General features: G+C 72.6%; 20 protein-coding genes. 7 read left to right on the forward strand and 13 right to left on the reverse strand.

Features of this window, described 5'->3' with window-relative positions:
• Positions 1-118: 118 nt before the first annotated feature.
• Positions 119-508, reverse strand: a complete 390-nt coding sequence (locus ABZU69_RS15740; RefSeq protein ID WP_354965029.1) for an Rv2175c family DNA-binding protein — start codon at positions 506-508, stop codon at positions 119-121.
• Between the two features lie 201 nt (positions 509-709).
• Here ABZU69_RS15740 and pknB point away from each other — a divergent pair, with 201 nt between their 5' ends.
• Positions 710-2,695 carry a Stk1 family PASTA domain-containing Ser/Thr kinase gene (pknB, locus tag ABZU69_RS15745; protein ID WP_354965030.1) on the forward strand — a complete coding sequence of 662 codons (1,986 nt, stop codon included), beginning with the start codon at positions 710-712 and terminating at the stop codon, positions 2,693-2,695.
• 1 nt (position 2,696) lies between these two features.
• Positions 2,697-3,563, forward strand: a complete 867-nt coding sequence (locus ABZU69_RS15750) for a deoxyribonuclease IV (RefSeq protein ID WP_354965031.1) — start codon at positions 2,697-2,699, stop codon at positions 3,561-3,563.
• A gap of 113 nt (positions 3,564-3,676) precedes the next feature.
• Here the strand turns inward: ABZU69_RS15750 and ABZU69_RS15755 are convergent, their stop codons facing one another.
• The 4 genes from ABZU69_RS15755 to ABZU69_RS15770 form a co-directional block, all read right to left on the reverse strand.
• Positions 3,677-4,708: a GntG family PLP-dependent aldolase gene (locus ABZU69_RS15755; protein ID WP_354965032.1), complete on the reverse strand. Its 1,032-nt coding sequence runs from the start codon at positions 4,706-4,708 to the stop codon at positions 3,677-3,679.
• A complete protein-coding gene (locus ABZU69_RS15760) occupies positions 4,701-6,107 on the reverse strand; it encodes a class II 3-deoxy-7-phosphoheptulonate synthase (protein WP_354965033.1) in 1,407 nt (468 codons plus the stop codon). Before ABZU69_RS15760 ends, ABZU69_RS15755 begins: the two co-directional genes overlap by 8 nt.
• A gap of 88 nt (positions 6,108-6,195) precedes the next feature.
• The gene (locus tag ABZU69_RS15765; protein WP_354965034.1) at positions 6,196-6,690 is read right to left on the reverse strand and encodes a hypothetical protein; all 495 of its coding nucleotides are present in this window, start codon (positions 6,688-6,690) and stop codon (positions 6,196-6,198) included.
• Between the two features lie 180 nt (positions 6,691-6,870).
• Positions 6,871-8,496, reverse strand: coding sequence for a glycosyl hydrolase family 18 protein (locus tag ABZU69_RS15770; RefSeq protein ID WP_354965035.1), 1,626 nt, complete (start codon positions 8,494-8,496; stop codon positions 6,871-6,873).
• Positions 8,497-8,664: 168 nt separating this feature from the next.
• Between ABZU69_RS15770 and ABZU69_RS15775 the strand changes: the two genes are divergently transcribed.
• A complete protein-coding gene (locus tag ABZU69_RS15775; protein WP_354965036.1) occupies positions 8,665-9,159 on the forward strand; it encodes a glutathione peroxidase in 495 nt (164 codons plus the stop codon).
• A gap of 11 nt (positions 9,160-9,170) precedes the next feature.
• On the opposite strand, the gene ABZU69_RS15780 is transcribed toward ABZU69_RS15775, so the two are convergent.
• Positions 9,171-10,016: a GNAT family N-acetyltransferase gene (locus ABZU69_RS15780; RefSeq protein ID WP_354965037.1), complete on the reverse strand. Its 846-nt coding sequence runs from the start codon at positions 10,014-10,016 to the stop codon at positions 9,171-9,173.
• A gap of 97 nt (positions 10,017-10,113) precedes the next feature.
• Between ABZU69_RS15780 and ABZU69_RS15785 the strand changes: the two genes are divergently transcribed.
• Positions 10,114-10,788, forward strand: a complete 675-nt coding sequence (locus tag ABZU69_RS15785) for an NADPH-dependent F420 reductase (RefSeq protein ID WP_354965038.1) — start codon at positions 10,114-10,116, stop codon at positions 10,786-10,788.
• 28 nt (positions 10,789-10,816) lie between these two features.
• On the opposite strand, the gene ABZU69_RS15790 is transcribed toward ABZU69_RS15785, so the two are convergent.
• Complete coding sequence (locus ABZU69_RS15790) at positions 10,817-12,421, reverse strand: glycosyltransferase 87 family protein (protein WP_354965039.1); 1,605 nt, start codon at positions 12,419-12,421, stop codon at positions 10,817-10,819.
• Between the two features lie 169 nt (positions 12,422-12,590).
• Here ABZU69_RS15790 and ABZU69_RS15795 point away from each other — a divergent pair, with 169 nt between their 5' ends.
• Positions 12,591-13,451 carry a DUF4397 domain-containing protein gene (locus tag ABZU69_RS15795; protein ID WP_354965040.1) on the forward strand — a complete coding sequence of 287 codons (861 nt, stop codon included), beginning with the start codon at positions 12,591-12,593 and terminating at the stop codon, positions 13,449-13,451.
• Complete coding sequence (locus tag ABZU69_RS15800; protein WP_354965041.1) at positions 13,421-14,125, forward strand: class F sortase; 705 nt, start codon at positions 13,421-13,423, stop codon at positions 14,123-14,125. Before ABZU69_RS15795 ends, ABZU69_RS15800 begins: the two co-directional genes overlap by 31 nt.
• A gap of 101 nt (positions 14,126-14,226) precedes the next feature.
• Here the strand turns inward: ABZU69_RS15800 and ABZU69_RS15805 are convergent, their stop codons facing one another.
• From ABZU69_RS15805 to ABZU69_RS15825, 5 genes are all read right to left on the reverse strand, one after another.
• A complete protein-coding gene (locus tag ABZU69_RS15805; RefSeq protein ID WP_354965042.1) occupies positions 14,227-14,577 on the reverse strand; it encodes a DUF2203 domain-containing protein in 351 nt (116 codons plus the stop codon).
• Between the two features lie 44 nt (positions 14,578-14,621).
• A complete protein-coding gene (proC, locus tag ABZU69_RS15810; RefSeq protein WP_354965043.1) occupies positions 14,622-15,440 on the reverse strand; it encodes a pyrroline-5-carboxylate reductase in 819 nt (272 codons plus the stop codon).
• A 71-nt stretch (positions 15,441-15,511) separates the two neighbouring features.
• A complete protein-coding gene (locus ABZU69_RS15815) occupies positions 15,512-16,540 on the reverse strand; it encodes a 6-phosphofructokinase (protein WP_354965126.1) in 1,029 nt (342 codons plus the stop codon).
• A gap of 175 nt (positions 16,541-16,715) precedes the next feature.
• On the reverse strand, positions 16,716-17,219 hold the full coding sequence (locus ABZU69_RS15820; protein ID WP_354965044.1) for a pyridoxamine 5'-phosphate oxidase family protein: 504 nt from the start codon (positions 17,217-17,219) through the stop codon (positions 16,716-16,718).
• Positions 17,220-17,298: 79 nt separating this feature from the next.
• Positions 17,299-17,796, reverse strand: a complete 498-nt coding sequence (locus ABZU69_RS15825) for a polyadenylate-specific 3'-exoribonuclease AS (RefSeq protein ID WP_354965127.1) — start codon at positions 17,794-17,796, stop codon at positions 17,299-17,301.
• A 294-nt stretch (positions 17,797-18,090) separates the two neighbouring features.
• Here ABZU69_RS15825 and ABZU69_RS15830 point away from each other — a divergent pair, with 294 nt between their 5' ends.
• On the forward strand, positions 18,091-18,783 hold the full coding sequence (locus ABZU69_RS15830; RefSeq protein WP_030337710.1) for a Crp/Fnr family transcriptional regulator: 693 nt from the start codon (positions 18,091-18,093) through the stop codon (positions 18,781-18,783).
• Between the two features lie 86 nt (positions 18,784-18,869).
• Here ABZU69_RS15830 and ABZU69_RS15835 read toward each other — a convergent pair whose 3' ends face one another.
• Positions 18,870-19,067: a hypothetical protein gene (locus tag ABZU69_RS15835; protein ID WP_354965045.1), complete on the reverse strand. Its 198-nt coding sequence runs from the start codon at positions 19,065-19,067 to the stop codon at positions 18,870-18,872.
• Between the last annotated feature and the right edge of the window lie 144 nt (positions 19,068-19,211).

Raw genomic sequence — 19,211 nt, forward strand, 5'->3', positions numbered from 1 at the left:
GCCCGGCCCCGCGCCCCCGCCGTTGATCATGAAGTTAGCGGCGCGACACGCCGATACGGACGCCGCCAACCTCATGATCAACGCACGGAAGGGCGCGGGAAGCGCGGGGGCGCGGGGGTTAGAAGCCGAGGGCTTGGGCTCGGCGTTTGACTTCGCGGGCCTGGTCGCCGGAGAGGGCGGCGGCCGGGGTGGCGCCGGGGAGGGTGTCGTCCGGCTCGTAGAGCCAGCGCAGCGCGGCCTCGTCGTCGTAGCCGTTGTCGGAGAGCAGGTTGAGCACGCCAGGCAGGTGCTTGAGCGCGGTCTGGTTGGCCACCAGGTCCGCCGGCACCCGGCGGATGCCGTCGCGGCGGACCGCCAGCAGCTCCCGGTCGCGGATCATCTGGTGCACCTTGCTGATCGACACGTCGAGGCGCTCGGCGACGTCAGGCAGGGTGAGCCAGCCGGCCGGGTCTGCGGGGCCGGCGAGCTCGGGGCCGGGCACGGCCTGGTCGGGTACGGGTTCGGTCACCCGATCACCCTGCCACGCCACTGCCCGGACGGGCCACCGGGCACCCCGGGACGACCGGTCCGAACACCCGGGTAGACGCCCGGCGACCAGCGGATGAGGGGGTCGGGACAGCTCGGCGGGCGCAGCGGGACGGACCAGGTTGGCCATCGGCTGTAGCATCCTGTTCAACCTTTGCCCCCTGGACACATAGACTCCCTGCCGATGGACACACAGGTCGCCGACACGTTGCTGGGCTCGCTGATCGACGGGCGCTACCGCATTCGCGGTCGCGTGGCTCGTGGCGGCATGGCGACCGTGTACACCGCCACCGACGAGCGCCTCGAGCGCACCGTCGCTGTCAAAATCATTCACCCGACGCAGGCGCCCGAGGCCCGGGCCCGGATCGCCAACTTCGTGGCCCGGTTCACCGACGAGGCGAAGACCATCGCCCGGCTGACCCACCCGAACGTGGTGGCGGTCTACGACCAGGGCACCCACGGTGGGCTGCCGTACCTGGTGATGGAGTACGTCCGCGGCCGCACGCTGCGCGACGTGCTGGCCGAGCGGCGCCGGGTCAACCCGGACGAGGCGCTGGCCATCGCCGAGCAGATGCTCGCCGCGATCGCCGCCGCGCACCGCGCCGGCCTGGTGCACCGGGACGTCAAGCCGGAGAACGTGCTGGTCGCCGAGGCGCCCACCGGTGGTGTCGCCAACCTGGTGGACAGCGTGGTCAAGGTGGCCGACTTCGGGTTGGCCCGGGCGGTCGAGGCGAGCGCCGACGATGAGCAGGGCAACCAGCTGATGGCCACCGTGGCGTACGTCGCCCCGGAGCTGGTCACCGAGGGCCGGGCCGACCCGCGCACCGACGTCTACTCGGCGGGCATCGTGCTGTTCGAGATGCTCACCGGTCGGGTGCCCTACGACGGTGACCGCCCGGTGGACGTGGCGTGGCAGCACGTCGACCGGGACGTGCCGGCACCGTCGACGCTGGTGCCCGGCCTGCCGCCGATCCTCGACGATCTGGTTCAGCGGGCCACCCGGCGCGACCCCGGCGCCCGGCCCGCCGACGCCGGGGCGCTGCTGGCCGAGGTGCAGACGGCCCGGGACGACCTGGGCGACGTCAACAGCCGTACCGCCGTGCTGCGCCGGGTGACCGACGAGCCGCCGATGTCACAGCCGACCATGATGGTCGCCACCGTCCGCCCGGCCGAGCGGCCGGCCTGGGCCCGGCTGCCCGAGGGCGGTGGGCAGGGGCCGGGCCGACGGCGGGCCGCCCCGGAGCCGGCGGATGGCCTGGGGTCCCGCCTCGCCGCGCTGCGCGGCAGGGTGCTGGCCCACCCGCAGGGCCCGCTGGCCGTCGGGGCCGTGGTGGTGATGCTGGTCCTGGTGGCCGCGCTCGGCGGCTGGTGGTTCGGCGTCGGCCGCTACACGGCAGCCCCGCAGCTGGTCAGCCTGAGCAACGCCGACGCGCAGGCGCGGGCCGAACGCGCCGGGCTTACCCTGGCCTACGGCGAGCCGCGCTACGACGAGAAGGCGCCGAAGGACAGCGTGCTGGGGCAGAGCCCGGCTTCGGCTACCAAGGTCGTCAAGGGCGGCACGATCACCCTGACCCTCTCCCTGGGCCCGGAGCGCTTCCCGGTGCCGGACGTGATCGGCAAGGAGTTCGAGCTGGCCGAGGCGGACCTGGTCAACGCGAACCTGGTGGTGGCCAAGGGCACCGCCCGCTACGACGACAACCTGCCGGCCGGAGTCGTGGTGGACAGCTCCCCCAAGGTGGGCGCCGAGGTCAAACCGGGCGCGAAGATCACCCTCATCCTGAGCCGGGGGCGGGCGCCGGTGTCGGTGCCGAACCTGGTCGGCAAGAGCCTGACCGAGGCTCAAACCACCCTGGCCCAGCTCAACCTCGTGCTGGTGGAGACCTACAAGGACTCCGACAAGCCCAAGGACGAGATCCTGGGCCAGAGCCCGGCCGACGGCACGGGCGTGGAAAAGGGCGCCCAGGTCAAGCTGGAGGTCAGCAAGGGCCCGCCGCTGGTGGTCGTACCCCGGGTGGTCGACCTGCCCTGCCCGGAGGCCAAGCAGGCGCTGGAGAGCCAGGGCTTCCCGGTGGCCGTCCAGCTCAACCCGAACGCCGTGGTCCGTTTCCAGAACCCGGGCGAGAACTCGCAGGTGCCGCCGGGCACCCAGGTCACCATCGGGTGTTTCTGAGATGCCGGTGACCCGCTCCCGACCGGCCGGCGCGCACACCCCCACCTCCGGGGGGCTGGCCAGGGCCGCCCTGCCGTATGCCGACGCGACCGGCGCCGAGGTGGTGCAGGTCTACGTCTCCAACTCGCGAGGCTGGGCGCTACCTCCGGGTGACCCGGCGCAGGACGCGCTGTTCCGCGACGGTTGCGCCGAGCGGGGCATCCCGGCCTTCATCCACGCCTCGCTGCTGGTCAACCTGGGCTCACCCACCCCGGCCACGGTCGAGCGCTCCGCCCAGACGCTGGCGCACGCGCTACGCCGGGGCATCGCGATCGGCGCCCGGGCGGTGGTGTTCCACGCGGGCAGTTCGGTGGACGAGGGGTACGCCGAGGAGGCGATGCGGCAGGTCCGCCAGGAGCTGCGGCCGCTGCTCGACTGGACCGCCGAGGTCGGCGGGCCAATGCTGCTGGTCGAGCCGAGCGCGGGCGGCGGCCGGTCGCTCGCCTCTCGCGTGGAGCAGCTCGGGCCCTACCTGGACGCGGTGGACCGGCACCCCATGCTCGGGGTCTGCTTCGACACCTGCCACGCCTGGGCGGCCGGGCACGACCTGGCGGCCGAGGGCGGCATGACGGCGACCCTGGACACGCTGGTGGCCACCGTGGGTACGGACCGGCTGCGGCTGGTGCACGCCAACGACTCGAAGGATCTGTGCGGCTCCACCCGGGACCGGCACGAGAACATCGGCAAGGGCACCATCGGTGAGCCCGCCTTCGCCGAGCTGATGGCCCACCCGGCCACCGCCGGCGTCCCCATCGTCGTGGAGACGCCCAGCGAGAAGCAGGTCGGCCACGCCGCCGACATCGCCACCCTCACCCGCCTCCACCCCTGACCACGCCCCACCCGCCCCAAGCTGTTGATCAAGAGATTTGCGTCATCCTGGAGCCGGGATCTGACGCAAACCTCTTGATCACTAAGGGAACCGCAGGGGGGCGGGAGGCGGGGTCAGGCGGCCAGGAGGCGGGCCAGGACGGTGGCGGCGCGGGTGACGCCGGCGTCGTCGAGGTCCAGGTGGGTGACCAGGCGGGCGGTACGCGGGCCGAGCACCGAGATCAGCACGCCCTCGGCCCGCGCGGCGGCCGCCAGGGCGCGTGCGTCCAGCGCGTGCTTTGTCAGGTCCAACGGGACCAGGTTGGTGCGGACCGCGGCGGCGAGCACGCCGAACGGCGCGACCGCCTCGGCGAGCCGTGCCGCCCTGGCGTGGTCCTCGGCCAGCCGGTCGACGTGGTGCGCCAGCGCGTACCGGCCGGCGGCGGCGAGGATGCCGGCCTGCCGCATGCCGCCACCCATCCGCTTGCGGATCAACCGGGCCCGTTCGATCTTCTCCGCGCTGCCCACCACCAACGAGCCGACCGGTGCGCCGAGGCCCTTGGACAGGCAGACCGACAGCGTGTCGAAGAGCTGGCCGTAGTCGACCAGCGGCACACCGTCGGCGACATGTGCGTGCCAGATCCGGGCGCCGTCGCAGTGCAGGGCCACCCCCGCCTCGTCGGCGACCCGGCGCAGCTCCCGCAGGGTGGCCAGCGGGATCACTCCCCCGCCGCCCCGGTTGTGGGTCTGCTCGACCGCGATCGCCCGGGTGGGGACGGCGAAGTAGCCGTCCGGCCGGATCATCCCGGCGACCGCCTCCGGGTCGATGTCCGCGCCGACCGCCGGCCAGGTCCGGGAGGAGATCCCGCCGTACGCGGCCGCGGCGCCGATCTCGTACGTGACCACGTGCGCGTCGGCGTCGCAGAGCAGCTCGTTGCCGGGCGACACCAGCAGTTGCAGGGCGATCTGGTTGGCCATCGACCCGCTCGGCGCGAACAGCGCCGCCTCGTGCCCGAACAGCGCGGCGACCTCGGCCTCCAGCGCGTTGACGGTCGGGTCCTCGCCGTAGACGTCGTCACCGACCTCGGCGGTGGCCATCGCCTCCCGCATGCCGGAGGTCGGTCGGGTCACCGTGTCGGACCGCAGGTCCACGAATGCGTCAGCCACGCAACATCTCCGCTACCAGGAAGGCCAGCTCCAACGACTGCTGGGTGTTCAGTCGCGGGTCGCAGGCGGTTTCGTACCGGTCGGGCAGGTCGAGGTCCTCGATGCCCTGGGCGCCACCGAGGCACTCGGTGACGTCCTCGCCGGTCAGTTCGACGTGCAGGCCACCGGGGTGGGTGTCCAGCCCTCGGTGGACCTCGAAGTAGCCGAGCACCTCGTCGACGATGCGGTCGAAGTGCCGGGTCTTGTAGCCGTTGGACGACTCGTGCGTGTTGCCGTGCATCGGGTCGCACTGCCAGACCACCTTGGCGCCGGCCGCGGTGACCTTGGCCACGATCGGCGGCAGGGCGTCCCGCACCCGGTGGTTGCCCATCCGGCTGATCAGGGTGAGTCGGCCGGGGATGTTGTCGGGGTTGAGCTTCTCGCACAGCTCGATCGCCTCGTCCGGCGAGGTGGACGGGCCGAGCTTGACCCCGATGGGGTTGGCGATCCGGGAGATGAAGTCGATGTGTGCGCCGTTGATCTGCCGGGTGCGCTCGCCGATCCAGAGGAAGTGCCCGGAGAGCCCGTACGCCCGGCGGTCGGAGACCCGGGTGAGCGCCCGGTCGTACTCCAGGGCGAGGGCCTCGTGGGAGCAGTAGAGGGTGACGGTGCGCAGCGCCTCGTCGTCGGTCATCCCGCAGGCCCGGATGAAGGCCAGCGCCCGGTCGATCTCCCGGGCGATCGCCTCGTAGCGCTCCCCGGCCGGGGAGTTCTTCACGAAGCCCTTGTTCCAGTCGTGCACGGCGTGCAGGTCGGCGAGCCCGCCGGCGAGGTACGCCCGGAGCATGTTCATCGCCGCCGCCGAGTTGGCGTACGCCCGGATCATGCGCTGCGGGTCGGCGACCCGGGCGGCGGGGTCCGCCTCCAGCGAGTTGATCATGTCGCCGCGGTAGGCGGGCAGACCGCGCGCGTCGGTGGGTAGCGAGCGGGGCTTGGTGTATTGCCCGGCGACCCGGGCGACCTTCACCACCGGCAGCGACGCGCCGTAGGTGAGCACGATCGCCATCTGGAGCAGGGTGCGGGCGTTGGCCAGCAGGTGACTCTCGGTGTTGTCGGCGAAGGTCTCGGCGCAGTCACCGCCCTGGAGCAGGAACGCCTTGCCCTCGCAGACCAGGGCGAGCTTCTGCCGGAGCTGGTCCACCTCGTAGGGCGCGACGACCGACGGCACGGTGTCGAGCACCTTGCAGACCTGGGCGACGGTGGCCGGATCGGACCACGGCGGGGTCTGCTCGCGGGGCAGGTCCCGCCAGCGGTCGAGACCGAGGGCGGCGTCCTCCGCGGAGTCGACGGTCGGTCGGCTGGTCTGCAGGCCCGGGCTGCCCACCGCGGGATGGCTCAGCTGATGCCACTCATGGCGCATGACAGAAAGCGTACGGCGACCGCCGGGGTGCCCGGGCGGCGAGGGGGACGGTTCCGGCAGATGGGAGATCAGTCCCAGTGTGCGCAGGTCAGGAAGCGGGCGAGGGGACGACGCCGGCCGGCGGGGCGCCGCCCGGTGTTTCCCCGGCGATGCACCAGTCACCGCCGTCGCGGGTGACGGTGAACACCAGCGGCCGGGTGGTCTTGCGCTTGCCGGCGGTGACCGACACCGAGACGCTAACCTCCTGGCCGCGCGGGCCGGACCGGACGTCGATGATCGCCGCCGTGGGCACCTCGAAGTGGTCCGCGAAGTCGCCGTTGGGGCCGGTCGCGCCCAGGTCGAAGCCCTCGTGCAGCAGCGCGCAGAGCTGGCTTCGGCCGGCGGCCACGTCCTTGGCGGTCATCGCGTCGAGGTACGCCTGCACGCGCTCACGGGACCGGGTGGAGGCCTCCTCGGCGGGCGCCCGCTCGGGCTTGGCGGACGGCTCGTCGCCGCCGCCGGTGAGCCCACAGCCGACCAGGGCGACCGGCAGCAGCGCCAGCCCGGCGGCGGTAGCCGCCAGCCTGCGGTGGGTCGGGCGCATGACCACCTCCGTCGACGGGGACATCGAGACTGCCGAGCCGCGAGTCTGCCACATCGGGCGGGTCCCGCCCAACGCCGGCGGCCCGGCCGACGCTGGGCGTCGACCGGGCCGGTGCGCCACGGGCGGGGAGGGACGGTGCGTGCCCCTCCCCGCCGTGTGGGTGGTGCGTCGGCCCTCGGCTCAGCCGAGACCGCCCTTGATGGCGCCGATGAGCTCGCCGTTTCCGGTGTCACCGGAGAGCTCCCAGAAGAACGCGCCACCGAGGCCCTGGTTCTTCGCGTACGTCATCTTGCCGTTGATGGTGGACGGGGTGTCGTAACTCCACCAGTTGCTGCCGCACTTGGCGTACGCCGTGCCGCCGACCGTGCCGGTGGCCGGGCAGGTGTTCTTGAGGACCTTGTAGTCCTCGATGCCCGCCTCGTAGGTGCCCGGCGCGGCGCCGGTGGCGCTGCCGCCCGGGGCGGCCTGGGTGACGCCGGTCCAGCCCCGGCCGTAGAAGCCGATGCCGAGCAGCAGCTTGTTGGCCGGGATGCCCTTGCTCTTGAGCTTCTGGATCGCCGCGTCGGAGTTGAAGCCCTGCTGCGGGATGCCGGTGTACGAGGTGAGCGGGGAGTGCGGGGCGGTCGGACCCTGGGCGGCGAAGGCGCCGAAGTAGTCGTACGTCATCGGCATCAGCCAGTTGAGGTTGCCGATGGCGCCGGCGTAGTCGGTGGCGTCGATCTTGCCGCCGTTGCTGCCGTCCGCGGTGATCGCGGCGGTGACCAGGGCGTTGGAGCCGAACCTCGACCGCAGCGCGCTGATCACGTTCTTGAACGCGTTCGGGCCGCTGGTGTCGCAGGTCAGACCACAGGCGTTGGGGTACTCCCAGTCGACGTCGATGCCGTCGAAGACGTCCGCCCAGCGCGGGTCCTCGACAAGGTTGTAGCAGCTCTCCGCGAAGGCGGCCGGGTTCTGCGCGGCCTGGGTGAAGCCGCCCGACCAGGTCCAGCCGCCGAAGGACCAGATCACCTTGAGGTGCGGGTTCATCTGCTTGAGCTTGCGCAGCTGGTTGAAGCTGCCGCGCAGCGGCTGGTCCCAGGTGTCGGCGACGCCGTCGACGCTGTCCGCCGCGGTGTACGCCTTCTCGTAGTCGGCGTAGCTGTCCCCGATGGCGCAGCGGCCGCCGGTGGTGTTGCCGAAGGCGTACAGGATGTGGGTCAGCTTCGCGGCCGAGCCGCTGGTCTGGATGTTCTTGACGTGGTAGTTGCGCCCGTAGACGCCCCACTCGGCGAAGTAGCCGACGACCTTCTTGCCACCCGGGTTCGGCGGGGTGGTGGTCGGCGGCGGAGTGGTGGGCGGCGGGGTGGTGGGCGGGGTCGTGGTCGGCGGGGTGGTGGTCGGCGGGGTCGTGGTCGGCGGAGGGGTGCCACCGCCGCAGGCCGCGCCGTTGACGGTGCAGTTCAGTGGCGCCTTGTAGGCGCCGGTGCCGTTGTAGCCCCAGCTGAACGAGGCGCCCGGGGCGAGCGCACCGGCCCAGCTCTTCTTGACCGCGACGTAGTGGTTGCCGCTGCTGGTCACGTCGGCGTCCCAGGAGCTGCTGATGGTGGTGCCCGACGGCAGGTCGAACTCGATGCGCCAGGTGCTGACCGTGGCACTGGACCCGTTGGTGACGGTCACCTTCGTCTCGTGACCGGTCCCCCAGTCCTGTGCCTTGGTGAACGTGGTGGTGACCGTGCCGGCGCCGAACGCGGTGGTCATCGGCACCGCCGCGACGGTCACGGCGACCACGGCACCGGCCCAGAGGGCCCGGCGGAGCGATCTTTTCATGAGGCGTCTCCCGAACTGTTAGGAAACTTTCCAAAAGAGATGGTGAGACGGTACTCACGGCGTCATCACTTCGTCAAGATGTACATGTTTCGATTTCTTCTGGTGGCGTGGAATGCGCCCGCTCCGCCCGTCACCGGAGCCCCGTCAGCCGGCGCGTAGCCTCGGGCCATGACCGTCTTCGACATCCCGATCGACGCCCTCACCGGTGGCCCCGCCGACCTCGCCCGCTACCGCGGCCGGGCGCTGCTGGTCGTCAACGTCGCCTCCCGCTGCGGCCTCACCCCGCAGTACGCCGGCCTCCAGACCCTCGCGGACTCCTACGCCGACCGCGGCCTGGTGGTGCTCGGCGTGCCCTGCAACCAGTTCGCCGGGCAGGAGCCGGGCAGCGCCGCCGAGATCAGCGACTTCTGCCAGGTCAACTACGGGGTCACCTTCCCCTTGACCGAGAAGGTCGACGTCAACGGCCCCGACCGGCACCCGCTCTACGCGGCGCTGGTGGACACCCCGGACACCGACGGGCACACCGGGGACGTCCGGTGGAACTTCGAGAAGTTCCTGGTGGCCCCGGACGGCACGGTCGCCGCCCGATTCGCCCCCACGGTGGAGCCCGGCGCCGACGAACTGCGCGCCGCCATCGAGAAGGCGCTACCCGCCACGGCCTGACCCGGCCGGCATCACGGCGCGACGAACCGCCACTGCGCCGCGTCGGACAGCGGGCGGTAGCCGAGGGTCTGGTAGATCCGGTTGCTGGTGGGGTTGGCCAGGTCGGTGTAGAGCGTGCACGCGATGGCGCCGGCGTCCAGGGCGTACCGGGTGACGTCTGCGACGCAGCCGCTGGCGAAGCCGCGCCCCCGCCACTGTGGCGGCGTGTACACGCCGCTGACCCGGACCACGCCGGCGACCGGTCGGCTGAGCCAGGCCGTCGAAACCGGTGCGCCGGCCCGCTCCCAGAGCCAGAGCAGGTCGCCGTGCGGCAGCCGGGCGTCGATCTGCCCGGCCGCGTCGACCGGCGGACCGGCGGGCGTCGTCTCCGCGGCGTACGCGGCGGCCCAGGCGATCAGCAGGTCCCGGTCCGCGACGGTGGCCGGGCGGGCGCGTCCGGCCACCCCCACCGGCGGCCGGACCGCGTCCAGTCGGAAGATCCGCTGCGCGGTGCCGGGTACGGCCACCCTGCCGGCACATTCGGCGTACCGTTCGGCGAACTCGGTTACGGCCGGGACGGGGCCGTGCACCTCGACCAGCGGCGGCACCGCCCGCACGAAGTGCTCGGCGAACGCCCACGCGGCCGCCGGCGACACGGCGCCCAGCAGCGGCCCGCGCGGCGGCGTGTGCACCGCCGCACCCACCGTCGTGCCGGCGTCGACCAGCCGGACGAACCGCTCGCCCCCGGAGAGTGGCACGTCACCGGAGAGCCGGTCCGCGACGAGCGTCAGCAGTACGTTGTGCAGGACGGGCTCGCGACGCAACCAGGCGTCGGCTCCGGCGGCGAAGGTCGCGAGATCCTCGGTCAGACACTGCACGGACGGCATTCTGCGCACCCGTGGGCGCCTCGACAAGTGGAATAACCCACCACTGCGGTCGGGAATGTGTCGCGGGTGGACGGAGTTGGGAACCAACATGACAACTGTGGGACTCATCGGCAGCGGCCACATCGGCGGCACCATCGCCCGACTGGCGGTGGCCGCCGGCTACGACGTGGTGCTGAGCAACTCGCGGGGGCCGGAGACGCTCACCGACCTGGTCGACGAGCTGGGCGAGCACGCCAGCGCCGGCACGGCACAGGACGCGGCGCGGGTCGGCGACCTCGTGGTGGTCAGCGTTCCGCTCAAGGCCTACCGTGCGGTGCCGGTCGAGCCGCTGGCCGGCAAGGTCGTCATCGACACCAACAACTACTACACCCAGCGCGACGGCAACTTCCCGGAGCTGGACTCCGGCGAGGTCACCAGCAGCGAACTGCTCCAGCGGCACCTGCCGGACGCCCGGGTGGTCAAGGTCTTCAACAACATCTTCTTCAAGCACCTGGACTCGCTGGCCCGGCCGTCCGGCGCGGCCGACCGCAGTGCCCTCGCGATCGCCGGCGACGACGCCGCCGCGAAGGCCGAGGTGACGGCTTTCCTGGACCGCATCGGCTACGACGCGGTGGACGTCGGTCCGCTGGCCGAGGGGTGGCGCTACCAGCCGGACACGCCGGCCTACGGCACGCTCTACTCCGCCGACCCGACCGACTGGGAGCACCCGAAGCAGGGCGACGCCGACACGCTGCGCACCGCGCTGGCCGCCGCGACCCGCTGAGCAACGCCGCCGCCCTCCCTGCGATCGCCTACCGGGTGGTTGTGCGGAGAGCGGCGGCGAGTTCCTCGTCGTAGCTGGCGATGGGCTGGCCGTCCGAGGCGTACGCGACGAGCCGACCCTGTGCCATGTTCGCCGACCGGAACGAGAACGTCCGCGTCCCCGGGTAGGCGGCGAGCAGGGGGATGGTCCGGGGCGCCCCGCCCGGGGCGGAGTAGTACTCCAATCGGGCCACCTGCCCGGAGACCACGCCGTTGACCCGCACCTTGGTCTTCTCCGCCCGGGTGCCGAAGGTGACCGGCGCGTCGGTGCCGTAGGCGGCGCACTCGACCGGGCCACGGCAGACGAAGAAGTATCGTGGGTTGACCACGTCGTCGAGGGTGTACGCCTTGAAGGTGGGGTCCGCTCCGGCGGGCAGCGGTTGCACGGCGAAGAACGCCACCGCCACCGTGGCCGTGATGCCCACCCGCCACCAGGCCCGCCCGCCGACGGCCGGTCGCCGGCTCGTCCGGACGGCGGCGACCGCGACGCCACCGAAGCCGGCCAGGCACAGCAGGCACACCCCGACGGCCCGGGCGTTCTCGAACAGGAACTGCACGCCCGGCCGCATCGACACCGGACCGAGGACCGCACCCAACGAGACGACCATGGCGGCGAGCAGCGCCGCGCCGGCGGCCCGCTGGGTGACACCGGACGCGCCGATCAGCAGCATCGCGGCGAGCACCGGCCACACCTGATGATGGGTCCAGGAGACCGGGGACGCGGCCACGGTGGCGCAGCCGACGAGCACCGCGGCGTGACCGGGGCGGCCCTGCGCGGTCAACTGCCGGGCTCGCAGCAGCGCCGCCGCGCAGATGAGCGCCACCAGGCAGGCCCAGAGCAGGGGCAGCGCCGCCTCGTCGACCCCGACGCGCAACAGCATCCCGTGCACGGACTGGTTGCCCAGCGAGGCCAGGTTGCCGATCCGCGACGTCTGCCGCACCGCCTCGGTCCAGTAGGTCCAGCTCTCGCTGGGCAGCACGATCGCGGCGAGCCCCGCGCAGGCCACGAACGTCGCCGCCGCGCGGCCGGCGTCGCGGTAGCGGCCGGTGGCGAGGAAGTAGACCACGAACAGCAGCGGGGTCAGCTTGATCGCCGCGGCCACCCCGACCAGCACGCCACGCACCCGGGGTGGAACCAGGCCCATCCCGTCCAGCAGGGCCATCAGCACGATGAAGATGCTGACCTGCCCGAACCGTAGGTTGCTCTGCACCGGCGCGGAGAGCATCAGCACGGTGGCCGCCACCGCCACGACGAGCGGGCGATGGGACCGTCGGGCGGTCAGCGCGACACCGACCGACCCGGCGATGGCGACGACCGCCGCGCACGTCGCCACCAACCAGGCCACCTGCAAAACGCCCTCGCTGACGGCGGTGATCGGACCCAGCACGAGGGCGGCGAAAGGCGGATAGGTGAACGGGCCCCCGTTCTCCGCCACGTACCCGTACAGCGGCCGCCCGGCCCGCAGGTCGGACAACGCTCCGTAGTAGATGTGCAGGTCGGAGAGGCGGTCCTCGCGTCGTGACACGAGCACACAGGACACCAGGGCGACGACGGCGAAAGCCGTCCACACCAGCGCCACCCGGCGATCCCGCATCGCCCGACAATAGGCGACCGCGACGGTGGGCGATGACCCGTCGACGACGATCATCGCTACGTTTCCAAAATCCTGCGACATGCCGCTGACAACTTGCGCCGTGGTCCCGTACACGGGACTCTGTTCCCTGGGTTGCCGCCCGCTCACTGACCGTGCTCTCGGAGGCGACATGCGCATGCTCCCTACCATCGGGCCCCGCCGGCTGCTGGCCGGCGCCAGCGCGCTCCTGCTCGGCACCACCGTCGCCGCCGTCGGCGTCGCCACGCCGGCCAGCGCGGACACCGTCGGATACGTCCGGCTCGCCCATCTCTCCCCCGACACCCCGGCCGTGGACGTCTACCTGGCCGCCCCCGACGCCGCGAAGCCACGGGTCTTCCCCGGGGTGGGCTACGGCGTGGTCTCCGACTACCTGGAGCTGGCACCCGGCCGGTACGCGGTGGCGATGCGCGAGGCCGGCGCCCCCGCCAGCGATCCCCCGGTCCTCACCACCGAGGTCGCGGTGACCAGTGGCGACGCGTACACGGTGGCCGGCGTCGGCCGGCACGCCGACCTGGGGTTGCGGGTGCTCAACGACGACCTGAGCGCGCCCACCCCGGGCCGCGCCAAGGTACGCGTCGTGCAGGCGTCGGTGCGGACCCCGGTGCTGGACGTGGCCGCCGCCGACGGCCCGATGATCGCCAACGGCGTGCAGTTCGCCACCACCACGGACTACCAGCAGGTGGAGCCGGGTAGCTGGCGGCTGCGGCTGACCGGGGCCGGCGGGCCGAGCACCGACACCGAGGTGCGGCTCACCGGCGGCGCCGTCTACTCGCTGCTCGTGCTCGACGCGAAGCAGGGCGGTCTCACCGCCGAGCTGCGGCGCGACGCCGAGGGCGGCACCGTGGTACCCGCCGGTGGGGTGGACACCGGCGCCGGCGGCGTCGCCGGGACCGGGCGCGGCGGGTACCCCCTGGTGGCCGGCGGGTTGGCCGCGGCGGCCGTCGCGGTGAGCCTGCTGCTGTGGCGTCGGCGGCGCCGCACCACCTGGTGAACACCGGGCTCGGCCCCGCGATCCGACGGCACCGCGACCGTCGGGTGCCGCTGGCCGCGCTGGTCGCGGCCGGCGCGGCGGTCTGCCTGGTCGCCGGCACCGGGGTCGGTCTGGCCAGCACCGGCCCGCCGCCGCCGGTGGCGAGCTGGCAGCCGGGCTGCACCGACGACTGCCCGGCCGCCGCCGCCACGCCCGCGCCGCAGGGTCGACCCACCCGGGTACGCGTACCGCGGATCGGCGTCGACTCCGCGCTGACCGTCCTGGGCCTCGACCGCGCCGGCACGCTGATCCCGCCGGCCGACTTCGACACGGCCGGCTGGTACGGCGGCGGTCCGGCCCCCGGCGACACCGGGCCGGCTGTGCTGGCCGGGCACCTGGACTCGCGGCGCGGCCCGGCGGTCTTCGCCCGGCTCGGCGAGCTGCGTCCCGGCGATCGGGTGGAGGTGTGGCGCGGCGGGCAGCGCCTGTCGTTCAGGGTGACCGGGTCGCTGCGCACCCGTAAGGACCGGTTTCCCACCGCCGTGGTCTACGGTCCCACGCCCGGCCCGGAGCTGCGCCTGGTCACCTGCGGCGGCGACTTCGACCGGCGGCGCGGGCACTACCGGGACAACGTGGTGGTGTTCGCGGTGACCGACGCCGCCGACCCGGTCCTGCCGGACTCCGCCGCCGGCTGATCGACTCCGGTTCACGGATGTCGGGGCTTCCGGCTCACCGGGATGCCCCGGTTTCCGGGATGTCGAGTGGATCGTGCGGTGGTGGGAGCGCCGACGCGGCGTCAGACCGGGCGACGGCCGGCGAAGCCGCACTCGGCCCGGTGGTACCAGCGCACGTCGGAGTCCCCCTCCAGCCAGCACCAGAGCACGGCGCGGCCAGCCCGCTCGCCGGGGAAGTCGAGCAGCACCGGCGCGATGCCCTTGACCTGGATGTCGTGCTGGTGCAGCTCGTCAACGACGCCGTGCAGCCGGGCCTCCAGCCCCTTCACCTCGGCCAGCCCGCCGAGCGCGCTGACGCCGTGGTCGGCCAGGTCGACGCGCAACTCGGCCAGGTCGGCCCGGAGCCGGATCAACTCGTTGACGCGCGGCTGCAGGGTGGCCACCAGGTGCCGAGCCTGGGCGAGTGTGAACACCGCGCCAGTATGCGGCACACACCGGGCGGCCAGCCCCTGCGGCCTCAGTCGGCCTGGGCGGCCAGTTCGCGGGCGCGGTCCCGGGCCGCCTCCAGCGCGGCGAGCAGCGCCGCGCGGACGCCGTGCTTCTCCAGCTCACGGATGGCGGAAATGGTGGTGCCGGCCGGCGAGGTGACCGCCTCGCGCAGCTTGACCGGGTGCTCGCCGGAGTCGCGCAGCATCACGGCGGAGCCGATCGCGGTCTGCACGATCAGCTCATGCGCCACCTGCCGGGGCAGCCCGAGCAGGATCCCGGCATCGATCATGGCCTCGACCAGCAGGTAGAAGTAGGCCGGGCCGGAGCCGGAGAGCGCGGTGACCGCGTCCTGCTGCGACTCGGGCACCCGGATCGTCTGGCCGAGGGGCTTGAACATCTCCTCCGCCAGCGCCAGGTGCGCACCGGTGGCGTGCGCGCCCGCCGAGATCGCCGTCATCGCCTCGTCGACCAGGGCCGGTGTGTTGGTCATCACCCGGACCACTGGCGTGCCGTCGGGCAGCCGGCGGTTGAAGAAGCTGGTGGGCAGCCCGGCGCAGAGCGAGATGACCAGCTTGTCGGCGGGCACCTTGGGGCCGATCTCGTCCAGCAACGTGGCGGCGTCCTGCGGCTTGACCGAGACCGCGAGCACCGCCGCCTCGTCCACCGCCGTCAGGTTGTCGACCACCCGGACGCCGTAGCGCGCGGTCAACTCCTCGGCGCGGGCCGGACGGCGGGCGGTGGCCAGCAGCCGATCCACCGGCCATCCCGAGCGCAGCAACCCGGAGAGCATCAGCTCCCCGATCTTCCCCGCGCCGATCACCGCGACGGTGTGCACCCCGGCGGACATCTCGGTCGTACCCCCTCGCGTCGGGTCGCGGCACGGCGGACCCGCAGGCCCGCCGCGCCGCCGACCGTCGATCAGCTGCCGAAGAAGACCTCGGCCTCGGCGTACCGCTCCAGCGGCACGGTCTTCAGCTCCCGGGTCGCCTCGGCGAGCGGCACCCGGACGATGTCGGTGCTCTGCATCGCGACCATCTTGCCCCAGTCGCCCTCGTGCACCGCGTCGATGGCCTGCAGGCCCAGGCGGGTGGCGAGCACCCGGTCGAAGGCGGTCGGGGTGCCGCCGCGCTGGATGTGGCCCAGCACCACGGTGCGGGCCTCCTTGCCGGTCTTGGCCTCCAGCTGCTCGGCGAGCCACTGGCCGATGCCGCCGAGGCGGACGTGACCGAACGAGTCCAGCTCCTGGTTGGCCAGCACCATCTGGCCGTCCAGCGGCTGGGCGCCCTCGGCGACCACGACGATCGGGGCGTACTGGTGCTGGAAGCGCTTCTCGACGTAACCGGCCACCTGGTCGACGTCGAACTGCCGCTCGGGCAGCAGGATGGCGTTGGCGCCACCGGCCAGGCCGGCGTGCAGGGCGATCCAGCCGGCGTGCCGGCCCATCACCTCGACGACCAGGGTGCGGTGGTGGCTCTCCGCGGTGGTGTGCAGCCGGTCGATGGCCTCCATCGCGATGTTGACCGCGGTGTCGAAGCCGAACGTGTAGTCGGTGGCGCCCAGGTCGTTGTCGATGGTCTTCGGCACGCCGACCACGTGCACACCCAGCTCGAAGAGCTTGGTGGCCACGCCGAGGGTGTCCTCGCCGCCGATCGCGATCAACGCGTCCACGCCCTGCGCGGCGAGATTGTCCTTGATCCGCTCGACGCCGTTCTCGATCTTGAACGGGTTGGTCCGGGACGAGCCGAGGATGGTGCCGCCGCGGGGCAGAATGCCGCGCACGTCGGCGATGTCCAGGGGCCGGGACAGGCCCTCCAGCGGGCCCTTCCAGCCGTCCCGGAAGCCCACGAACTCGTGACCGTAGGTGGCGACGCCCTTGCGGACCACCGCCCGGATGACCGCGTTGAGACCTGGGCAGTCGCCGCCGCCGGTGAGCACGCCGATACGCATGATCCGCTCATCCTCCTGGAGCATCAGGTAAAGCCCGATTAAGCCCCAGGATATGTGTCAGATCAGACCATCGGCGCCGTTGCCGGCCCGGGGCGGGCCGTCACTGCGCACTGTAGTCGGCCTGCCCGAACACCGACAGCGCGCCCCGGGGGCCGACCCGCCACCGGCCGGGCGGTCAGTAGGTCACCTCGTGGTTCTCGCCGGCCTCCGGCGGGCGGCCGGTCACCGCGGCCCTGGCGAAGCCGAGCAGGTTGACCATGGTGCTGCTGGGCGAGTCCCAGTACTCGGCGGAGCTGGCGTGCACCTTGATCAACGTGAGGCCGGGGGTGTCCAGCCCGTCCGGGAACCAGACCTTGAGCAGCGGGTTCCACAGCCGTTCGGCGCGGGCCCGATCGAACCCCTCGGTGGCGGTGCCGGAGACCGACACCCAGGCGTTGTGCCCCTGGTCGGAGAAGGCGACGTTGACCTCCGGGTTCACCCGGATCTGGCGGATCTTGGCCGAGTCGGCGTGGGCGAAGAACCACAGGTCGCCGTCGAACTCGGCCTCCTGGAGCCCCATCGGCCGGCTCACCTGCCGCCCGTCCAGGGCGATCGTGGTGAGCATGCAGATCCGCGCGGCCCGAACCAGCTCGGTGACCCGGACACGGGCCTCGGCCGCGCTGGTCGGCTCGTTGCTCATGGCACTCTCCCTCGGCTCGACTCGTCGAACCGGTGCCCGGGACAGAACCGGTCAAACCTCCGGTGCCCACGACCGCCGCTCAGCGGGCCGTCATCGCCCGCCAGCGGGCCAGGTTGTGCCGGGCGTCGACCAGGGCGTCGTGCCGCGCCGCGTCAGCGTCCGGCAGGGTCGGCCGGCCCCGGTCGTCCCACAGCTGCCGCAGCTCCTTGGTGAATCGGGGGATCTCCCGGGGCAGCGCCGGCATCGCCCCCCAGAGCTGCGCGAGCACCACGTGGTCGTACGCCGCGTACCAGGCCCACAGCTCCAACTGCTCCCCCGGCCGGTCCCGGATGGGCTCCATGAGGAAGTCGTACAGGTCGTCGCGGATGCGCTCCCGCGAGCGCCAGGCCCGGTCGGCCGGCGAGGGCAGCTTGTCCAGCACGTTGCGCCGGACCCAGGGCACGGCACGGGAGTCGTCGAACTCGGTGGAGACCGCGTAGAACTCGCGGCCGTACTCGTCGACGACACCGATCGAGACGAGGTCGACGATCCGGCCGTCCTCGATGAACTCGCAGTCGTAGAAGTAGCGGTAGACCATTCCGGCCATCCTCGCCCACCGCCGGCCGGCGGTGGGCGGCGGGGCCCCGCCGACCGTCGTGGCCCCGCCGGGCGGTGACCAGCGCCACCGGCCCGGATCGGCAGCTCGACAAGCGGTACGCCGCAGCTCGCGACGGTCACGGAAGTGCTTCGAGGGGTGTACAGCAAGCGACCGGACCGTCATGATCTGATGTGTATCGCTACCGGACGCCGAAGCGGTGTCAGTTCACCTTGTCGGGCCCAGCAGGTTCACCGGTGAGCGAGTTGTGGTCCTTGACCGGGGAGGGGTTGGGCCGTGGAGGTTCGCCTGCCGGAGCCGGGTGATGCGCTCACGGGTGTCGAGATGTTCGCCGGGTTGGAGCCCGAGGTACGGCAGCGTGTCATCGCCGCCGCCGTCCCGCGCACCTATCGCAAGGGTCAGCTGCTCTTCGTGGAGAACGACCCGGGCGAGTCGCTGATCGTGCTGCGCCGCGGCGCGGTGGCCGTCTTCCGCACCGCACCCACCGGCGAGCGGGCCGTGCTGTCGGTGATCCGTCCGCCGGACGTGCTCGGCGAGGTTTCCCTGCTCGATGCCTCCACCCGGTCCGCCTCCGCCGAGGCCATCGAGGACTGCGCGGCGCTCGCGCTCTCCCGGGGGGCGTTCATGGAGCTGGTGCACTCCAACCCGCGCATCCTGGACGCGGTGATGCGCTCGCTGGGTGGGCTGATCCGCCGGCTCACCGAGCAGAACGCCGACCACGTCTTCCTCGACCTGCCCGGCCGGGTGGCCAAGACGCTGGTCCGGCTCGCCGGCGAGAGTCAGGCCCCGATGATCACAATCGAGCTCAACCAGAGCCAACTGGCCGAGATGGCCGGCGGCTCCCGGCAGAGCGTCAACCAGGCGATCGGCTCGTTCGCCAGTCGGGGCTGGCTGCGTACCGAGGGGCGACGGATCGTGGTGACCGACGTCGCCGCGCTGCGCCGGCGCGCCGGCATGAACGACCGCTGACCCGCGGGCAGCGCACCGAAGCGGACACGACGCGGCCGGGTCACCCGTGGGCGACCCGGCCGCGTCGTCGCCTCACCGGCGCTGAGTCAGACCCCGGAGCTGCCCGGCCCGGCCCACTTGTCCGGGCCCTTGCCGTCACCGTCCGGGCCGTGGGACTGCTCGATGACGATGCCCTCGGCCTGGAGGGTGGCGAGCGTGGCGGCGTCGACGTCCACCGAGTCACCCGCGGAGTGGCTGACCCCGTTGCCGTCGGTCCAGTCGCTCTCCAGCTTGACGTACACCATTGACCTGTCCCCCTCTGGTCGCTGATCGACATGTGGCCGCCTGAATCTAGTCCGTGAAGCCGTGTGTGGACTGTCCACAAGCCAACAGGCCGGTACCCGACAGCGGCGTCGGCGGTGATACTTCCTCTGACGCGACGCCGTGGG

It is taken from the genome of Micromonospora sp. NPDC005206, assembly GCF_040608175.1.
Classification (GTDB): domain Bacteria; phylum Actinomycetota; class Actinomycetes; order Mycobacteriales; family Micromonosporaceae; genus Micromonospora.